Origin of the sequence: Paraclostridium sp. (genome assembly GCF_051656405.1) — a bacterium.
GTDB lineage: Bacteria > Bacillota > Clostridia > Peptostreptococcales > Peptostreptococcaceae > Paraclostridium.
Window position 1 is genome coordinate 13,047 of record NZ_JBOGBV010000043.1, and the last position, 15,602, is coordinate 28,648.

Annotated in this window: 15 protein-coding genes; 1 reads left to right on the plus strand and 14 read right to left on the minus strand. The window is 28.9% G+C overall.

Translation table 11 applies throughout. The features are described 5' to 3' along the window. Positions 1 to 101 precede the first annotated feature (101 nt). Both ACRDDE_RS05985 and ACRDDE_RS05990 read right to left on the minus strand, forming a co-directional pair. On the minus strand, positions 102 to 1,304 hold the full coding sequence (locus ACRDDE_RS05985) for a sensor histidine kinase (RefSeq protein WP_438626240.1): 1,203 nt from the start codon (positions 1,302 to 1,304) through the stop codon (positions 102 to 104). A gap of 7 nt (positions 1,305 to 1,311) precedes the next feature. Then, positions 1,312 to 1,977 (minus strand): response regulator transcription factor, encoded by a 666-nt coding sequence (locus ACRDDE_RS05990; RefSeq protein WP_438626242.1) that lies wholly within the window; start codon positions 1,975 to 1,977, stop codon positions 1,312 to 1,314. Positions 1,978 to 2,294: 317 nt separating this feature from the next. Between ACRDDE_RS05990 and ACRDDE_RS05995 the strand changes: the two genes are divergently transcribed. Continuing rightward, positions 2,295 to 3,542 carry a DUF1002 domain-containing protein gene (locus ACRDDE_RS05995; protein WP_438626244.1) on the plus strand — a complete coding sequence of 416 codons (1,248 nt, stop codon included), beginning with the start codon at positions 2,295 to 2,297 and terminating at the stop codon, positions 3,540 to 3,542. A 39-nt stretch (positions 3,543 to 3,581) separates the two neighbouring features. Here ACRDDE_RS05995 and fliN read toward each other — a convergent pair whose 3' ends face one another. The 12 genes from fliN to ACRDDE_RS06055 all read right to left on the minus strand — a co-directional run. Beyond that, positions 3,582 to 3,845, minus strand: a complete 264-nt coding sequence (gene fliN / locus ACRDDE_RS06000) for a flagellar motor switch protein FliN (RefSeq protein ID WP_021429427.1) — start codon at positions 3,843 to 3,845, stop codon at positions 3,582 to 3,584. Between the two features lie 4 nt (positions 3,846 to 3,849). Continuing rightward, positions 3,850 to 4,737 (minus strand): flagellar motor switch protein FliM, encoded by an 888-nt coding sequence (locus tag ACRDDE_RS06005; protein WP_438626246.1) that lies wholly within the window; start codon positions 4,735 to 4,737, stop codon positions 3,850 to 3,852. Positions 4,738 to 4,855: 118 nt separating this feature from the next. Then, positions 4,856 to 5,209: a response regulator gene (locus tag ACRDDE_RS06010; protein ID WP_021429429.1), complete on the minus strand. Its 354-nt coding sequence runs from the start codon at positions 5,207 to 5,209 to the stop codon at positions 4,856 to 4,858. A gap of 42 nt (positions 5,210 to 5,251) precedes the next feature. Then, positions 5,252 to 6,058 (minus strand): CheR family methyltransferase, encoded by an 807-nt coding sequence (locus tag ACRDDE_RS06015; RefSeq protein WP_438626248.1) that lies wholly within the window; start codon positions 6,056 to 6,058, stop codon positions 5,252 to 5,254. Continuing rightward, on the minus strand, positions 6,045 to 6,524 hold the full coding sequence (locus tag ACRDDE_RS06020) for a chemotaxis protein CheW (protein ID WP_247011562.1): 480 nt from the start codon (positions 6,522 to 6,524) through the stop codon (positions 6,045 to 6,047). Before ACRDDE_RS06020 ends, ACRDDE_RS06015 begins: the two co-directional genes overlap by 14 nt. An 18-nt stretch (positions 6,525 to 6,542) precedes the next feature. After that, positions 6,543 to 7,028, minus strand: a complete 486-nt coding sequence (locus tag ACRDDE_RS06025) for a chemotaxis protein CheD (protein ID WP_021429432.1) — start codon at positions 7,026 to 7,028, stop codon at positions 6,543 to 6,545. An 11-nt stretch (positions 7,029 to 7,039) separates the two neighbouring features. Further along, positions 7,040 to 7,654: a chemotaxis protein CheC gene (locus ACRDDE_RS06030; RefSeq protein ID WP_021429539.1), complete on the minus strand. Its 615-nt coding sequence runs from the start codon at positions 7,652 to 7,654 to the stop codon at positions 7,040 to 7,042. A gap of 17 nt (positions 7,655 to 7,671) precedes the next feature. Next, entirely contained in the window at positions 7,672 to 8,751 is a 1,080-nt protein-coding gene (locus ACRDDE_RS06035) for a protein-glutamate methylesterase/protein-glutamine glutaminase (protein WP_438626251.1), read from the minus strand. Positions 8,752 to 8,810: 59 nt separating this feature from the next. Then, entirely contained in the window at positions 8,811 to 10,985 is a 2,175-nt protein-coding gene (locus ACRDDE_RS06040; protein ID WP_438626253.1) for a chemotaxis protein CheW, read from the minus strand. A 35-nt stretch (positions 10,986 to 11,020) separates the two neighbouring features. After that, a complete protein-coding gene (locus tag ACRDDE_RS06045) occupies positions 11,021 to 12,760 on the minus strand; it encodes a methyl-accepting chemotaxis protein (protein WP_438626255.1) in 1,740 nt (579 codons plus the stop codon). Positions 12,761 to 12,990: 230 nt separating this feature from the next. Next, complete coding sequence (locus ACRDDE_RS06050) at positions 12,991 to 14,745, minus strand: methyl-accepting chemotaxis protein (RefSeq protein WP_438626257.1); 1,755 nt, start codon at positions 14,743 to 14,745, stop codon at positions 12,991 to 12,993. A 240-nt stretch (positions 14,746 to 14,985) separates the two neighbouring features. Further along, on the minus strand, positions 14,986 to 15,602 hold a 617-nt coding region (locus ACRDDE_RS06055; protein WP_438626259.1), incomplete at its 5' end, for a methyl-accepting chemotaxis protein.

Below are 15,602 nucleotides of genomic sequence, written 5' to 3' on the forward strand. Positions count from 1 at the left end.
ATTTATTAGTTCATATTTCAAAGAGTTTATGATTTTACTATGTATTTCTTTGATTAACTTCATTTTACTTTTTCTATCTTACATCTTAGTGACAGAGTTAATTAATTTCTATAAAACTTTATTATAAATTTTGCTCCTCCTGTTTCCTTATTTACAGCAGTAATTTCACCGTTTTGTTTCTTAATTATAGACATTGAAAGAGCAAGTCCAATTCCTACACTATTTTTAGATGAATTAGCACCCTTATAAAATCTAGTAAATAAATGGAGAATGTCCTTTTTATCAAATCCCTTACCATTATCTTCAATTATTATTTGTGTACATAAAGGATCTTGTTTATAATCTATAGAGATTAATCCTGAATCTGGTGTATGTTCGTAGCAATTTTTTACTATGTTAAGAATTGCTTCACTCGTCCAATGAAAATCACCATTAAAAAATATATCACTATTATCTTTAATGAAAAGTTGTTGTTTCTTTTTTTCTATCATTAGACGCAAAGGTTCAACAGCTACACATATCAATTCATAGACATTAATAGGCTTATATTCTAATTGAATTGAATCTGCATCTATTTTTGAAAGTATCAACAATGATGATACTAAATAATTTAGACGCTCTATCTGTGCTGAAATACTTCCAATATATAAAGCTTCATCCCCTTCAATATTACTAGCTTCTAATAATTCAATCATCAATGACATAGAAGTAATTGGAGTTTTAAGTTGGTGGGAGATATCTGCAAGGTTATTACATAGATTTTCTTTTTCCACTCTTTCGTTTTCTCTACTTTCTCTAAGCATCATAACAGTTTTATATAATTCATCTTCTAAAATTGAAAACTCATCTTCTTTGCTTTTAATCTGCATTATATAATTACCTTCGTTTATATCATAAAGATATTTTGCTAAACTATCTATGCGCTTACCCTTTATGATATTTGAAACTACTAGAGATACCACAAGATAAGAAAAGATTGCTACAATTAGTATTAAAATCACATTTATCACGTTGCTAAATCCTTGATTAGTGTTGAAAATAAAGTTGGAACTTTCTATGTAACCATATTGATTTAATATTTTCTTCCCACTATTTATATCTGTTTCATTTTTATTTTTTAGTGCTGATACTAAATCTTGTTCAATATCATCATTAGCATTAGCCCCAACTGCTATAAGTTGTGCAGCTTTTTCATAGAACATGTTCTCTGATTGCTTGTAAATAAAAGCACAACATATAATACAAAAAATTGTTATATATATAAAGCTTGTAGCTAACCATATCCTCATACCTTTTTTATTCATATAAAATTTAATCCTCCAACCTATAGCCTATGCCTCTTACAGTTTTAATAAAAGATGTATCTTCCAACTTCTCCCTAAGACGCTTTATTGCTACTGATAATGTGTTGTTATTTACAAATTCACCATTAACATCCCATAAATTTTCCAACAATGTAGATCTTGTTAAAGTTCTATTTTTATTTTCTAACAATTGTAATAATAAATTATACTCACCAACTGTTAATTCTACTTCTTGGTTGTTTTTATACACTCTAGATTGAGATTTTATTACTTTAATGTTTTTGCAACATAAAATATCTTCTTGGATTTGCTGTTTTACTGTTCTACGTAACACAGCACTAATACGAGATTGTAAAACACTCAATTTAAAGGGTTTTGTAATATAATCGTCTCCCCCCATATCTAATCCTTTTATCATATTGCTGTCTTCATCATTGATAGTGAGAAAAATAATAGGGATATCTTTAATTTCTTTTACATAACGACAAAACTCAAATCCTGATCCATCAGGTAGATTTAAGTCTAATAATATTAAATCTATATCTGGTTTAAAAAGTTCTTTTCCTCTTTTTAAATTTTTACCATGAATAACGTTATAGTTGCTTTTCGATAAAAATGATTTAACTCCAAAAGCAATTGTATCGTCATCTTCAATTATCAAAATATTAAACATCTATTTATCTCCTTTTTTATTATCAAGTCAACTGGCAATTATTATCATATATTATTTTACTTAAAATCAATGTCGAAGTTTGTATTATATTCGATTTTTCTATATTAATTAAAATGAGCCCTTTTGAAAGAATATTACTCTTCTTTTTTTGTTTATAAAATATAGATGTTTTTTATTTTGTTAATTAATCATTCATTAGATGCATATATAATATTTGAGTAAGAACTCTAAAAATGTTATAATTTTGTAATCGTCAAAATTTACAAAATGCTTTATTATATTAGTATCTGTTTAAATTATTTTAAAGGAGATTAATTATGAGTCTAAAAAAGAGAGTTACATCAATTATTATATGTTGTACTGTTATATTAGGAAGTTTTAGTTTAGTATTCGCAGATTCTTCAAGAGTTGTTACTTTAGGAGCTAACTTAAGTTCTGAGCAAAAGCAAACTATGCTAAAATACTTCGGTGTAAATCAAAATGATGCAGTTATACTTGAAGTAAATAACCAAGAAGAAAGAAAGTATTTACAAGGTATAGCCCCTGAAGCTCAAATAGGAACTAAAACGTATTCTTGTGCTTATGTCGAACCTACTAAGGCAGGAAGTGGAATAAACGTAAAAACAGCAAACATTACGTGGGTTACTTCAGCTATGATAGCTAGTACACTTGCTAGTTTAGGTATAACTGATGCTAACTGTGTAATAGCTGCTAATTTCCCTGTAAGTGGAACAGGAGCCCTTACTGGTGTAATGAAGGCCTATGAGGATGCTACTGGTAAGCCTCTAGATGAAAACAAGAAGGAAATAGCTACAGAAGAACTAGTTGTAACTGGGGACTTAGGCCAAGATATAGGTCAAGATAAAGCTACAGGAATAGTTAATGATGTAAAAACACAAGTTATTAAGAATAATACTAGCGATACAGTTCAAATCGCAGATACAATAAATAATATTACTAATAACTATAATGTAACATTATCACCTGAACAACAAAAGCAATTAGAAGATTTAATGCTTAAAATTTCTAAGCAAGATTATGACTACGGTAAAATGAAGGATGCTTTAAATAGCGTATCAGATACTGTAAATGAAAATTTAAAAGATCTAGGCGAAGGTGTAAATAATTCAGGTATATTAGATACCGTTAAAGGATGGTTTACTGGAATCGGAGATTGGTTTGCTGGATTAACAGGTTCTAAAGATAAAAATCTAGGTATATTAGAAAATACAAATGATAGTTTACTTGGTGAAAATGCACACATAGATGCTACTAACAAAGATGCTATAAATTTACCTTCTAGTGAACAAGTTGAAGGATTCTTTGGTAAGGTATGGCATTGGTTTACAGGTTTATTCAATGGAGATTCTAACAACTCAGAAAATAGCAATAACAATAATACAACTGAAACAAGTTCTCCAAATGAAAGCCCTGAGCAATCTAATGAATCTAATACTAATGAAGTTAACAACAATGAAAATGTAGATTTAAATAATAATTCAAATACAAATCCAGTTGAAAACCAAAATAATAACGCAGACAATAATACTCAACAAAATAACTAAAATAAAAAAGGCAGATAATTTATTATCTGCCTTTTTATATTATCCTATAGTCTTTACCAATTCTTCTTCACCTAATATGCGCGTTATTCTAACTCCAAAATTTTCATCTACAATTACAACTTGCCCATAACCAATCTTTCTACCATTTACATTGATTTCAACTTCTTGTCCTTCAAATGTATCTAGCTCAATTAAAGATCCTTTTGATAACTCAAATATATCTTTTAATGCTATTTTCGTTCTACCAAGTACCGCACTTACTTTAAGTTCTATATCTAATACTCTATCAAAATTTTCACTCATATGATTACACTTCCTTTTTTACACTATCTGTTATAATAACACCACGCTTATTTTTAATAAGTCCTGGTTTACATTTAAAAGATCTTGCTCCTCCTACATTAAGGTCTATATCTCCATCTATTTTAGTATCTAGAGTTATAACATCTCCAAGCTTTAAATCTAATAACTCTTCTACACTTATTTCAGTTCTACCTAATACTGCAACCATTTCTGAACTTGTTCCACAAATTTTATTGTAAATAGCATTTGTGAATTCAAAGTCATATTCAATATTTTTACTTTTAAAAAGTCTTTTTGGTTCTAATTGTTCTAATACAGGCTCCATACAACTATATGGGTTGCAGAAAGACATCCTACCTACTTCTTTGTTTCCATCCATCATTCTCATGTGAGATATTAATACTGACTCACTAACTGGATATTTTTTACTAGAACCTACATTTGTGTAAACATTAGAAACTTCTCTATGATCACAACCTTCAAATATATGCATTTTAGTTAAAAACTTACTACCTATATAAGATATTAACTCTCGGTCTACTTCTGTTAACTCTCTATTGTAATCACTGAATACTCCATCTCCTCCAAGTATTAAATCTACAAATGTAAGCGCAACACTCTTATCAATTTGATATATAAGACCTTGAATTAGTGGCTGTATTGAATGTTCAATAATTACTGAGTCATTAGAGATCATATTCATAAACTCTTCGTAGTTTGTTTGTTCTATTTTTTCTAATTTACATACTATATTAGGTCTTTTTAATTCATAAGCTACAAATAAATTTATATTCTTGCAAAATTCTTCTTCTATTATAGATAAGAACCTCATGTTTCCTGTAGAATATCTTTGTGGCTTTTTAAAGTCATATATAACTATTCCTTGGCTCATAATATATCTTTATCTCCTCTATAAATTTCATTGTTTTAAAAGGTCATATACAGTTTTTCATACTTTAAGACTATATAAAATCTTTGGATAATATAAAATAACCTCTTATAATTTAGTTTTATAACTTAGATAAAGCTGATACTATGATTTCCTCTTTAAATGGCTTTACTATAAATCCTTTTGCTCCATATATTATAGCTTCTTTCATTCTAGCTTCTTGCCCTAATGCTGAAACCATTACTACAGAAGCTGCTGGATCAATTTTTTTAATTTCTCTTAATGCTTGTAATCCATCCATTTCTGGCATAGTTATATCTAATGTTACTATGTCTGGCTGTAATTCTTGGTATTTTTCAATAGCCATTACTCCATTTTCCGCTTCTCCTACTATTTCAAAATCATAATTTTGAAGCATCGTACGTATAGACATACGCATAAATGCTGCATCATCAACTATTAATACTCTTTTCATAATTTCTTCCTCCATTTATGTCAATTATTATCTTTTTTTATTTTATATTTTTCTATATACTGATGGTTTTACTCGTTGAAAATCGGTTTGCAGGTTAGATAAATTTTCTGACATACCAATAATTAAATACCCTCCAGGTTTAAGCGAGTCATATAATCTTTTTATTAATCTTTGCTTTGTAGGTGTATCAAAATATATCATTACATTCCTGCAAAAAATAACATCATATTTGCATTTTTCCCAACCTAAACTATTATTTAAATTAAAATATTTAAAATCAATTAACTGTTTTACATTATCATCAATCACATAGTTTTTTTCACTTACTTTTTTAAAAAAACTCTTTTTCCATACAGCTGGCAATTTTGATATTTTATCTTCTGAATAAATTCCAGACTTTGCTTGTTTTAATACATTATTAGAAATATCTGATGCAGTTATATTAACTTTAAATTTTGAACTTTTTCCAAGTATAGATGATACTAACATCGCAATACAATAAGGCTCTTCTCCTGTAGATGATGCGGCTGACCAAATTTTAATTCCACCAGCATGAGGTCTTTTTAAACTAGGCATTATTATTTCATTTTTTAAAAAATCATAATGTTGCTCTTCTCTCATAAAATATGTAAAATTTGTAGTAAGCTTCTCTACAAGTGTTGATGCTTGTTCTCCTGTGCTGTCTTTCATTAAATTATCTATATAACTTTTAAAATCCGTAAATCCTAATTTTTTTACCATTAATAATAATCTGGTTTCTATTAATGTTCTTTTATTTTCTAAGTTTATTCCATAGTTATTATACATATAATTTTTTAAGCGTAAAAAATCTTGATTAGTTAGTTCCATCGTTAACATCCTCTATAATTTTCACTAAAGAATCGCAGTCTAATATCATTTGAACATCATCATTAATTTCACTAACACCTTTTATAAAGTTTTGTTTGTAATCGTCTTTACTTGAGTTCATTTTCATAATTTGGTTAGGTAAAATAGTAATAACTTCATTTACTGCGTCAACAATCAGTCCAATTTTTTCCATACCATTCTCTATTATAATTATACACGTTCTTTCATTATAGTCTATAGGTTCTATATCAAATCTCATTCTAGCATCCATAACAGGTATAATATTACTTCTTAAATTTATAATACCCTTCATATATTCAGGAAGAAAAGGAACCTTTGTTATTGGCAATACCTCAATAATTTCTATAATGTAATTTGATGATAGTGCGTATTTTTGACCGTTTATAATAAACACCATGTATAAATCATCAATTTTGCCCTCTATTATTTCATCATTTGCATTCACAAATAATACACCCTCCTTTTAAATAACTTTTTCGCGTTTTCCAACACTCTTAATAGTTAGCTTATTTGTAAGAGTATCAAAGACAATAGTCCTTCCACAAGAACCTAATACATCTTCAGAAACAATAGAAATATTCAACTTAGCTAATGTCTCTTTGCATGATTTTACATTTTTTTCTCCAATGGTAAAAATGCTACTACTAGAGTTTTTAAAATTAAACATATGTGCACCACCAGCTAACTTAGCTCTTATAAGTCTTTGGTTAGCCCCGGATTTTATCATTTGCTCATATAATAAATAAATTCCACTATCTGCATACTTCGATTTATTATCCATTTTCTTATCAACCTTTGAATCTGGAAGTAAAATATGTACTAATCCTGCAATTTTATTTATTTCATCATACAAAACAACTCCACAACATGACCCAAGTCCAACCGTCATTATTTTTTCTGGTGCTCTTACAATGTTAGATTCTGCTATTCCTACTGTTATAATTTTCATTAACGGTTCTCCTAACAAGCAAAACCTAATGAAGATAGTAATTTCTCACATGACTCAACTTTAGGAATAAAGTAATATTTACCTTCTATATTATTATCTGTTGTAAAGAAATCAGTTTCTATACATAGTATTGAATCTGAAACTGGACCATATAGTGATATAGGTAGATTCATAATTGCTCTGACCATATCTACACTAAAATATGGAATAGAAGGATCAATGCTTAAACTAGTCATATCTGATATTGCTGTCAAATATGTACCACATAATATGTTGCAAATTTCTCCTATTGAACTTAATTCTTTGCGGACTAAATCATAGTCTTCTTTATCAAATTCTAGATTAGTTCCAGTTACTTTTGATAATAAATTAATAGCAGAATCAAGTTTCATTATAACTAGTATAAAACCTTCCATGTCCCCTGATAATTGTAAAACAGTTCCTACAACTAACTCTTCCGGAGAATCATAACTATTAGTTATATCAGAAAAACTTATTAAATCACTCTTTGGTATTCCTATATCTACAATCTCATTCAACATCATACCTAATGAAGTAGATGCATTTCCTGATCCTATATTACTAATTTCTCGAAATACATTTAATTTATCACATTCAAAGTTCATATATACCTACTTTCTATCTACTCTTTATCTCTTACTGTAGATTCTGATCTTTTTAATTGATTTAATATTGCATTTGGTATCATATCTAAAGAAGTTTCTTTCAAAACTGCTCCAATATTCTTTGCTGCCATAGGCATTCCATAAACAACACATGAATGCCTATTTTGTCCTAATGTATATCCACCTGCATTCTTTATATCAAGTAGTCCTTTAGCTCCATCGGATCCCATTCCCGTTAAAATAATACCTATAGTATTTTTTTTCGAAGCTTTTGCTACTGATTGAAACAAATAATCTACTGAAGGGCAGTGGCCACTGATTTTTTCACCCTCTTTAATTTCTAATACATATTTATTATTTCTTTTTTCAACTCCCATTTGTAAAGCTCCAGGAGCTATATATGCATGTCCGCTTAAAATTTCTTGTCCATCTTTACCTTCACATACATTTATAACACACTCGTTATTTAGCCTCTCTGCATATCTTTGAGTAAATACAGGTGGCATATGTTGAGTTATTACTATTCCTGGTAAGCCAACTGGTAACTGTTTTAAAAGTTTTCCAACAGCTTCTACACCTCCCATGGAAGCTCCAATAGCAATTATATCTGTATTAGATTTAGTTCTTATATTTCTTGTTACACTTTTTTTATTTGCAACAGTATTAGGTTTATTTAAATTATTTCTTGAATAATTATCTTTAACTAGTTTAGCTACAGATGCCTCTTTTATTTTACTTGCTAAGTCATTTGCAAAATTGTTCATTCCTCTTGAATCTGGCTTTTCTACAAATCCAACTGCTCCTGCATTTATTGCCTCAAAGCATCTATCATCTGCACCACTTATAACAATAGTTGGTATTGGACATTGTTCCATCAAAATCTTTAAAAACTCAATACCACTCATACCTGGCATTTCAATGTCTAATGTCAATACATCTGGTCTTAGTTCAATTATTTTATCTCTAGCTTCATAAGGGTCTTTAGCTGTTCCTACAATCTCTAATTCTGAAAATTCTTGAAGATACTTAGCTATGACACGACGAAATATACTAGAATCATCAATTATTAGAACTTTTATTTTTTTGTTTACTTCCATATAACGTCTCTCCTTCTGAGTATTTACGATGTCTTCTAACTTTAGTTTGATCTTTTTTATTACTCACTTATAATTGCATTTGCATCAATTATCAAGCTAATAGATCCATCCTCTAATATAGAACATCCAGACATATATGATTGAATTTTTTCAAATTGTGTTAATAATTCTGGTATAGGTTTTATTACCACTTGTTGTTGTCCAATAATTCCATCGACAATGATACAAGCATTACCTATTTCAGATTCAACTAAAATCATAATTCCATTGTCATTTTTTTCAGTATCTATTCCTAATATGTTTGATAGTCTTCTAATCTCATAACAGTTTCCTCTTATTATACTGTGTTCTTCTCCATTTGGATTTTTAACTATATCATAAGCACCTTGTCTAAATACTTCTTTTATGTTAAGTGATGGTATTATATATATTTCATTACCTACTCTAACTTTCATTCCATCAACAATTGCTAAAGTTAAAGGAATTCTAATTACTATATTAGTCCCTTGTCCTTTTTCACTATCAATAGCTATCGAACCTCTTAGTTGTCTTATGTTGGTATATACAACATCCATTCCAACTCCTCTACCAGAGTACTCACTTACAGCTTCCTTTGTAGAGAATCCAGATGCTAGTATAAAGTTATAAGCTTCTTTATCACTTATTTCATCTATACTTTTACTTGTGATTCCCTTTTCTATAGCCTTTTTAACAATTGCTTCTTTATTTAATCCTCTACCGTCATCTTTTATTATTATAACTACATCTCCACCAGTGTTTTTAGCTTCTAATAGTATAGTTGCTTTTTCTGGTTTTGAAGTTTGTTGACGTTCCTCTGGAGTTTCTATCCCATGGTCCATACTATTTCTAATCATGTGCATTAATGGATCAGATATGTTCTCAAGAATATTTTTATCAACTTCTGTTTGATCTCCCACTAATTTTAACTCTACTGATTTACCAGTCTTTCTACTCATATCTCTTACAACTCTTTGCATTTTTGTAAAAGTTGAAGATATAGGAACCATTCTCATAGACATAACTACATCTTGTAATTCAGTTGTTAATTGATGTAATCTTCTAGCTTGCTTTTCAAAATTATCACGATTGAAGTTTTCTAGCTGAGATTGTTTTTCTACCATAGATTCAGTTGTTACAATCTCTCCTACTAAGTTCATCAACATATCAATTTTACTTATATTGACACTTAAGTAGTTATTCTTACTATGTGTGTGATGTTGATTTTCCTCTTGTTTTGAATCCTTTTTTGTAGTCTTATTTTCATCACTTGCTTTTTCATTTTTTTCTTCTTTATTAGATTTATTTTCTTCTTCAATATGTTGAATATCTTCTTCAACGACTATTTTATCCTTTATTTCATCAGCTTTTACTTGAGAAGTAACATTTTTTTCTTCTTCTGTTATAGCTATTTCTTCTTCAAATTTTTCTTCAATTGAAGAACTTATATTAAATACACTTTCTAATTCATCTGCATCTGTAACCTCTTGTATTTCTAAACTTTCTAAAAACATAGTTTCTTTGATGCATTGCTCTATTGACTCTTTTTCTTCTTGTGTACTTAAATATATTCTAAATCCATCATTTATTATTTCATTATCACATTCAACTTCTAAGTTTTCTGGAATTGTTTTTATAAATGAACACTTACTTTCTATCATAGCAAGTACTCCTAGGGCCCTAATCCCCTCCATGCCGCAGCCATTTTCAAATGAAACTTTAGCATAAAACTGTTTTTCTCCATCCTTAGGCATTTTTATCTCAATTTTTTCTTCTAACTCACTACTTTGCTCTAGATCTTTTTCTTCACTTTCAGATTCTTCTTTTAATAACCCTCCTACTCTTTCAAGTAGTTCATCTATACTGGCTTCTGGAAGTAATCCATCCTGAACATTTAATATTTCTTCCTTTAAAAAATCTATACTTACTAAAACTACATCAACTAGTTCTTCCCACTTATTGTTAGAAAGTTCTCTTCCATTTCGTATTTCATCAAAAACATCTTCTATGCTATGTGTAAGCTTAGTTAAACTATCATATCCCATCATAGCTGAAGACCCTTTAATAGTATGCATTGCACGGAAAATTTCTTCAATTTCTTCTTTCCCTAATTTTCCTGTATCAGATTGCCCAACAAGTAGAATTTCTTCTAATTGTTCTAGTAATTGCATATTTTCATGAACATAAAATTCATTTAAAGAATCCATTCCGCTCATACTCTGTCTCCTTTATTAATTAAACTTTTAAATTTTTAATCATTCGTAGCAAAATAATTTACTTCGTTTTTGTTAAAATCTATATTTTTATTTGAATCTTTTAAAACAAACTTGTCTATAAGTGATTTTAGCATTTGAGCTTGTCCACTTAATTCTTCACTTGCTGCTGCACTTTCTTCTGATGTTGCTGAGTTTGTTTGTACAACTTCAGAAATTTGATCTACTCCTACTGTAACCTGAGCAATTGAATTAGCCTCATCCTCAGATGCTTTTGCTATATCATTAACTAGTGCAGTAGTTTTGCTTGTTGTATTTATTATTTTTTGAAGTGACTCTGCTGTATTATCTACAATTTTTGTTCCATTTTCTACTGCTTCTATTGAATTTTCAATTAATGTAGATGTATTCTTTGCTGCTTCTGCTGATTTTGCTGCAAGATTTCTTACTTCATCTGCAACTACTGCAAATCCTTTACCAGCTTCTCCTGCTCTTGCCGCTTCTACTGCTGCATTTAATGCTAATATATTAGTTTGGAATGCTATATCATCTATTGTTTTTATTATTCTTCCAATTTCATTAGATGCAAATGATATATCTTCCATTGCTTTAACCATTTCTTTCATTTGCTCATTACCATCTTTAACTTGGTTAGCTGCATTTAAAGTTAATGAATTAGCTTTTTTTGCATTTTCTGCAGTTCCTTTTATTTTTTCAGATATTTCATTTATAGTTGAAGATAATTCTTCAATTGCACTTGCTTGTTCTGTTGCTCCTTGTGATAACATTTGAGATCCACTAGCAACTTGATCAGATGCAGCTCCAACTTCTTCAGATGCTATGTTTATTTGTTCCATTGTTTCGCTTAAATCATTTGTTATTTTATTTATAGATTTTTCAATGTATTTAAAAACTCCTATATATTCAGCTTTAGTGTCTGTATTGAAATTCCCCGATGAAACATCTCCTAAAACTCTAACTGTATCTTCTATAATATCTTTAATTTTATTACTCATTTGAGTCATGCTATTTGATAAAACCCCTAGCTCATCCTTTGACTCATAATTTAAATCAATATCAAAATCTCCAACAGCCATTTTATTAGCAGCCACTTCTAATTCTTCAATTGGTTTTTTTAAGCTCTTTGTAATGTAAATACATATAATAGCTCCTGATACTATACTAATCACATTTAAAGTTGTTGATATAATTTGTGAAGTTTTCACTGATGCAGATACATCCTTATCAAAATCATTCCCTATTTTTTCAGCCTCTTTATAAAGATTTTCTGATGTTTCTGTACATGCAGTAAACACTTGTGCATATGCAGTAAGATCTATTTCAGTCATAGACCCTTTAAAATTTGGCTGTTGAGTTGTATTATATATTTTTTCATACTCTTGTTTTAATTGCTTTTCATATGCCTCGATACTATCAAGGTATTGGCTAATTTTTTTATTTTCTATATCTTTTTCTGGTCCACTTCTTATATTTTGAATTGTTTTTTCAAGACTATCAAACTCTGCTAAAACTAACTTTCTTGTTTCTACGTGCTCATTATCTGCAAATCCACCATTTATTCTTCTTGAAATTCCAACTAAATCTCTACGTATTCCCATTGCATCAGTTGTTAATTCATATGGTCCTTCAAATAAATCATGGCTTACTCTCCCTGCTTCTTTCAAATTATATAATGTATATAAATTTGAAACTGTTGTAAGCACTAATAAAATTACAAAACAGATACCTAGCTTTTTACCTATTTTTAAATCCTTCATGTGTATGCCTCCCCGTACTTCATCTTGAATAAAGTTAAATAAAATTAGTTCATTTAATAAAACAGTTTATCTTATTTTTTATACGGATAAATACATGCATACTTTAGAATATAATTATATAAATAAAAATTTTTTTTACTTTAAAATTAATTTTTCCATTCGCAAAAATAGAAGCCCCAAAGCTTCTATTTTTTTTATAAACATTTATTAAAAATATTTAATTTTTTATATTAATTTCGAGCTAAAATTTGCTCATCATCTCTAGAAAAACTTATATTATTCTTAAGTTTATTTTCATCCTTTATTTTAAAATTCTCTATTAAAGACTTTAACATTTGAGCTTGTCCATTTAACTCTTCACTTGCTGCTGCACTTTCTTCTGATGTTGCTGAGTTGGTTTGTACAACTTCAGAAATTTGTTCAACGCCTAATGTAACTTGAGATATTGAATTAGCTTCTTCTTCAGATGCTTTTGCTATATCATTTACTAATTTAGCTGTTCTATTTGCTGTATTTATTATTTTTTGAAGCGACTCTGCTGTATTATCTACAATTTTTGTACCATTTCCTACTGCTTCTATTGAATTTTCAATTAATGTAGCTGTATTCTTTGCTGCTTCTGCTGATTTTGCTGCAAGGTTTCTTACTTCATCTGCAACTACTGCAAATCCTTTACCTGCTTCTCCTGCTCTTGCTGCCTCTACTGCTGCATTTAATGCTAGTATATTAGTTTGGAATGCTATATCATCTATTGTTTTTATTATTCTTCCAATTTCAGTTGATGTAAATGTTATATCTTCCATTGCTTTAACCATTTCTTTCATTTGGTTATTACCTTCTTGAACTTGTTTTGCAGCATTTAAAGATAATGAATTAGCTTGCTTAGCATTTTCAGATGTACCTTTGATCTTTTCAGATATTTCAGAAATAGTTGAAGATAATTCTTCAATTGCACTTGCTTGTTCTGTTGCTCCTTGTGATAACATCTGAGATCCACTTGCAACTTGATCAGATGCAGCTCCAACTTCTTCAGATGCTATATTTATTTGTTCCATTGTTTCACTTAAATCAGTTGTTATTTTATTTATAGAGTTCTCTATGTATTTAAAAACTCCTATATATTCTGTATTTGTCTCTGTGTTAAAGTTTCCTGATGCAACTTCTCCTAAAACTCTAACTGTATCTTCTATAATATCCTTTATTTCATTACTCATTTTAACCATACTGCTTGATAAAGTTCCTAATTCATCCTCTGATTCATAATTAACATCAATATCAAAATCTCCACTAGCCATTTTATTAGCAGCTACCTCAAGTTCTTCTATAGGTTTTTTTAAACTTCTTGTTATATATACACATATAACCACACCTATTATTACTGAAATAATATTTAATGCTATAGATATTGATCTTGAAGTTGACGATGTTTCTTTCACACTTTGATTAAATTGAGTTCCTAATTTTTCTGCATTTTCATATAATTTTATAGATTGATCAACACAAGAACTATATATATCCCAATACTTTGTATTTTGTGCTGTCATTTCTTCAGCATGTTTATAATCCTTCTTCTCTAAAAAGGCATAAACTTGCTCATATTCATTTTTTAAGTTGTTAATTGAACTTCTTAAATTACTAATTGATTCTTGGCTCTTTTCTGCAATTTCACTTTCTTCACCTGAAAAAGACTTTTCAATTAAATCAATTCTTTTATTTACACTATCAAAATCTTCTAAGATTGTCTTTCTATACTCTACTGGTTGTTCTCTAAGCATTGAATTTGCTATATTTCTACCTATCGAAACTAAATCTCTACGAATTCCCATACTCTCTGTCGTGACCATGTAAGGTCCTTTAAATAAATCGTCATTTAGATTTTCAGCTTTTTTTAAGTTTGATATAGAGTAAAGATTTGCAGCTACCGTAACTAATAGTACCGCAATAAAAGACAAACTTAATTTTTTACCTATTTTTAAATTTTTCATACATAACCCTCCTTGATTTAACTTTGCTGATATTACAAATCAAAATAATTTGCTCTATCTTTATACGGATAATTATATACATGCTTTAGAATTTAATTGTCAGAAATTAGTTTTATTAAATATTAAAATATTTTTATTCAATAATTGTTTACTTTAAACTAACTACTATCTATGCAAATACTATTTATCTTAAGAAATAAAAAAAAGAAGCTTTAAAGCTTCTTTTTTTTATAATTTTATTTAATAATTATTAAATGCTAATTCATTTTCTCCATCTTCATTAAAATTCATATTGTTATTTGATCTATTTACACCTTTCAAGCTAAAGTTATCTATAAGTGATTTTAACATTTGTGCTTGTCCATTTAACTCTTCACTTGCCGCTGCACTTTCTTCTGATGTTGCTGAGTTTGTTTGGACAACTTGTGAGATTTGGTCTACACCTAACGTTACTTGATTTATAGAGTTTGATTCATCTTCTGATGCTTTTGCTATGTCATTTACTAAAGAAGTAGTTCTATTAGTCGTACTTATTATTTTTTGAAGTGATTCTGCCGTATTATCTACAATTTTTGTTCCATTTTCTACTGCTTCTATTGAATTTTCAATTAATGTAGCTGTATTTTTTGCTGCCTCTGCTGATTTTGCTGCTAGATTTCTTACTTCATCTGCAACTACTGCAAATCCTTTACCAGCTTCTCCTGCTCTCGCTGCTTCCACTGCTGCATTTAATGCTAATATGTTAGTTTGGAATGCTATATCATCTATTGTCTTTATTATTCTTCCAATTTCATTTGATGTAAATGTTATATCTTCCATTGCTTTGATCATTTCTTTCATTTGATCATTACCTTCTT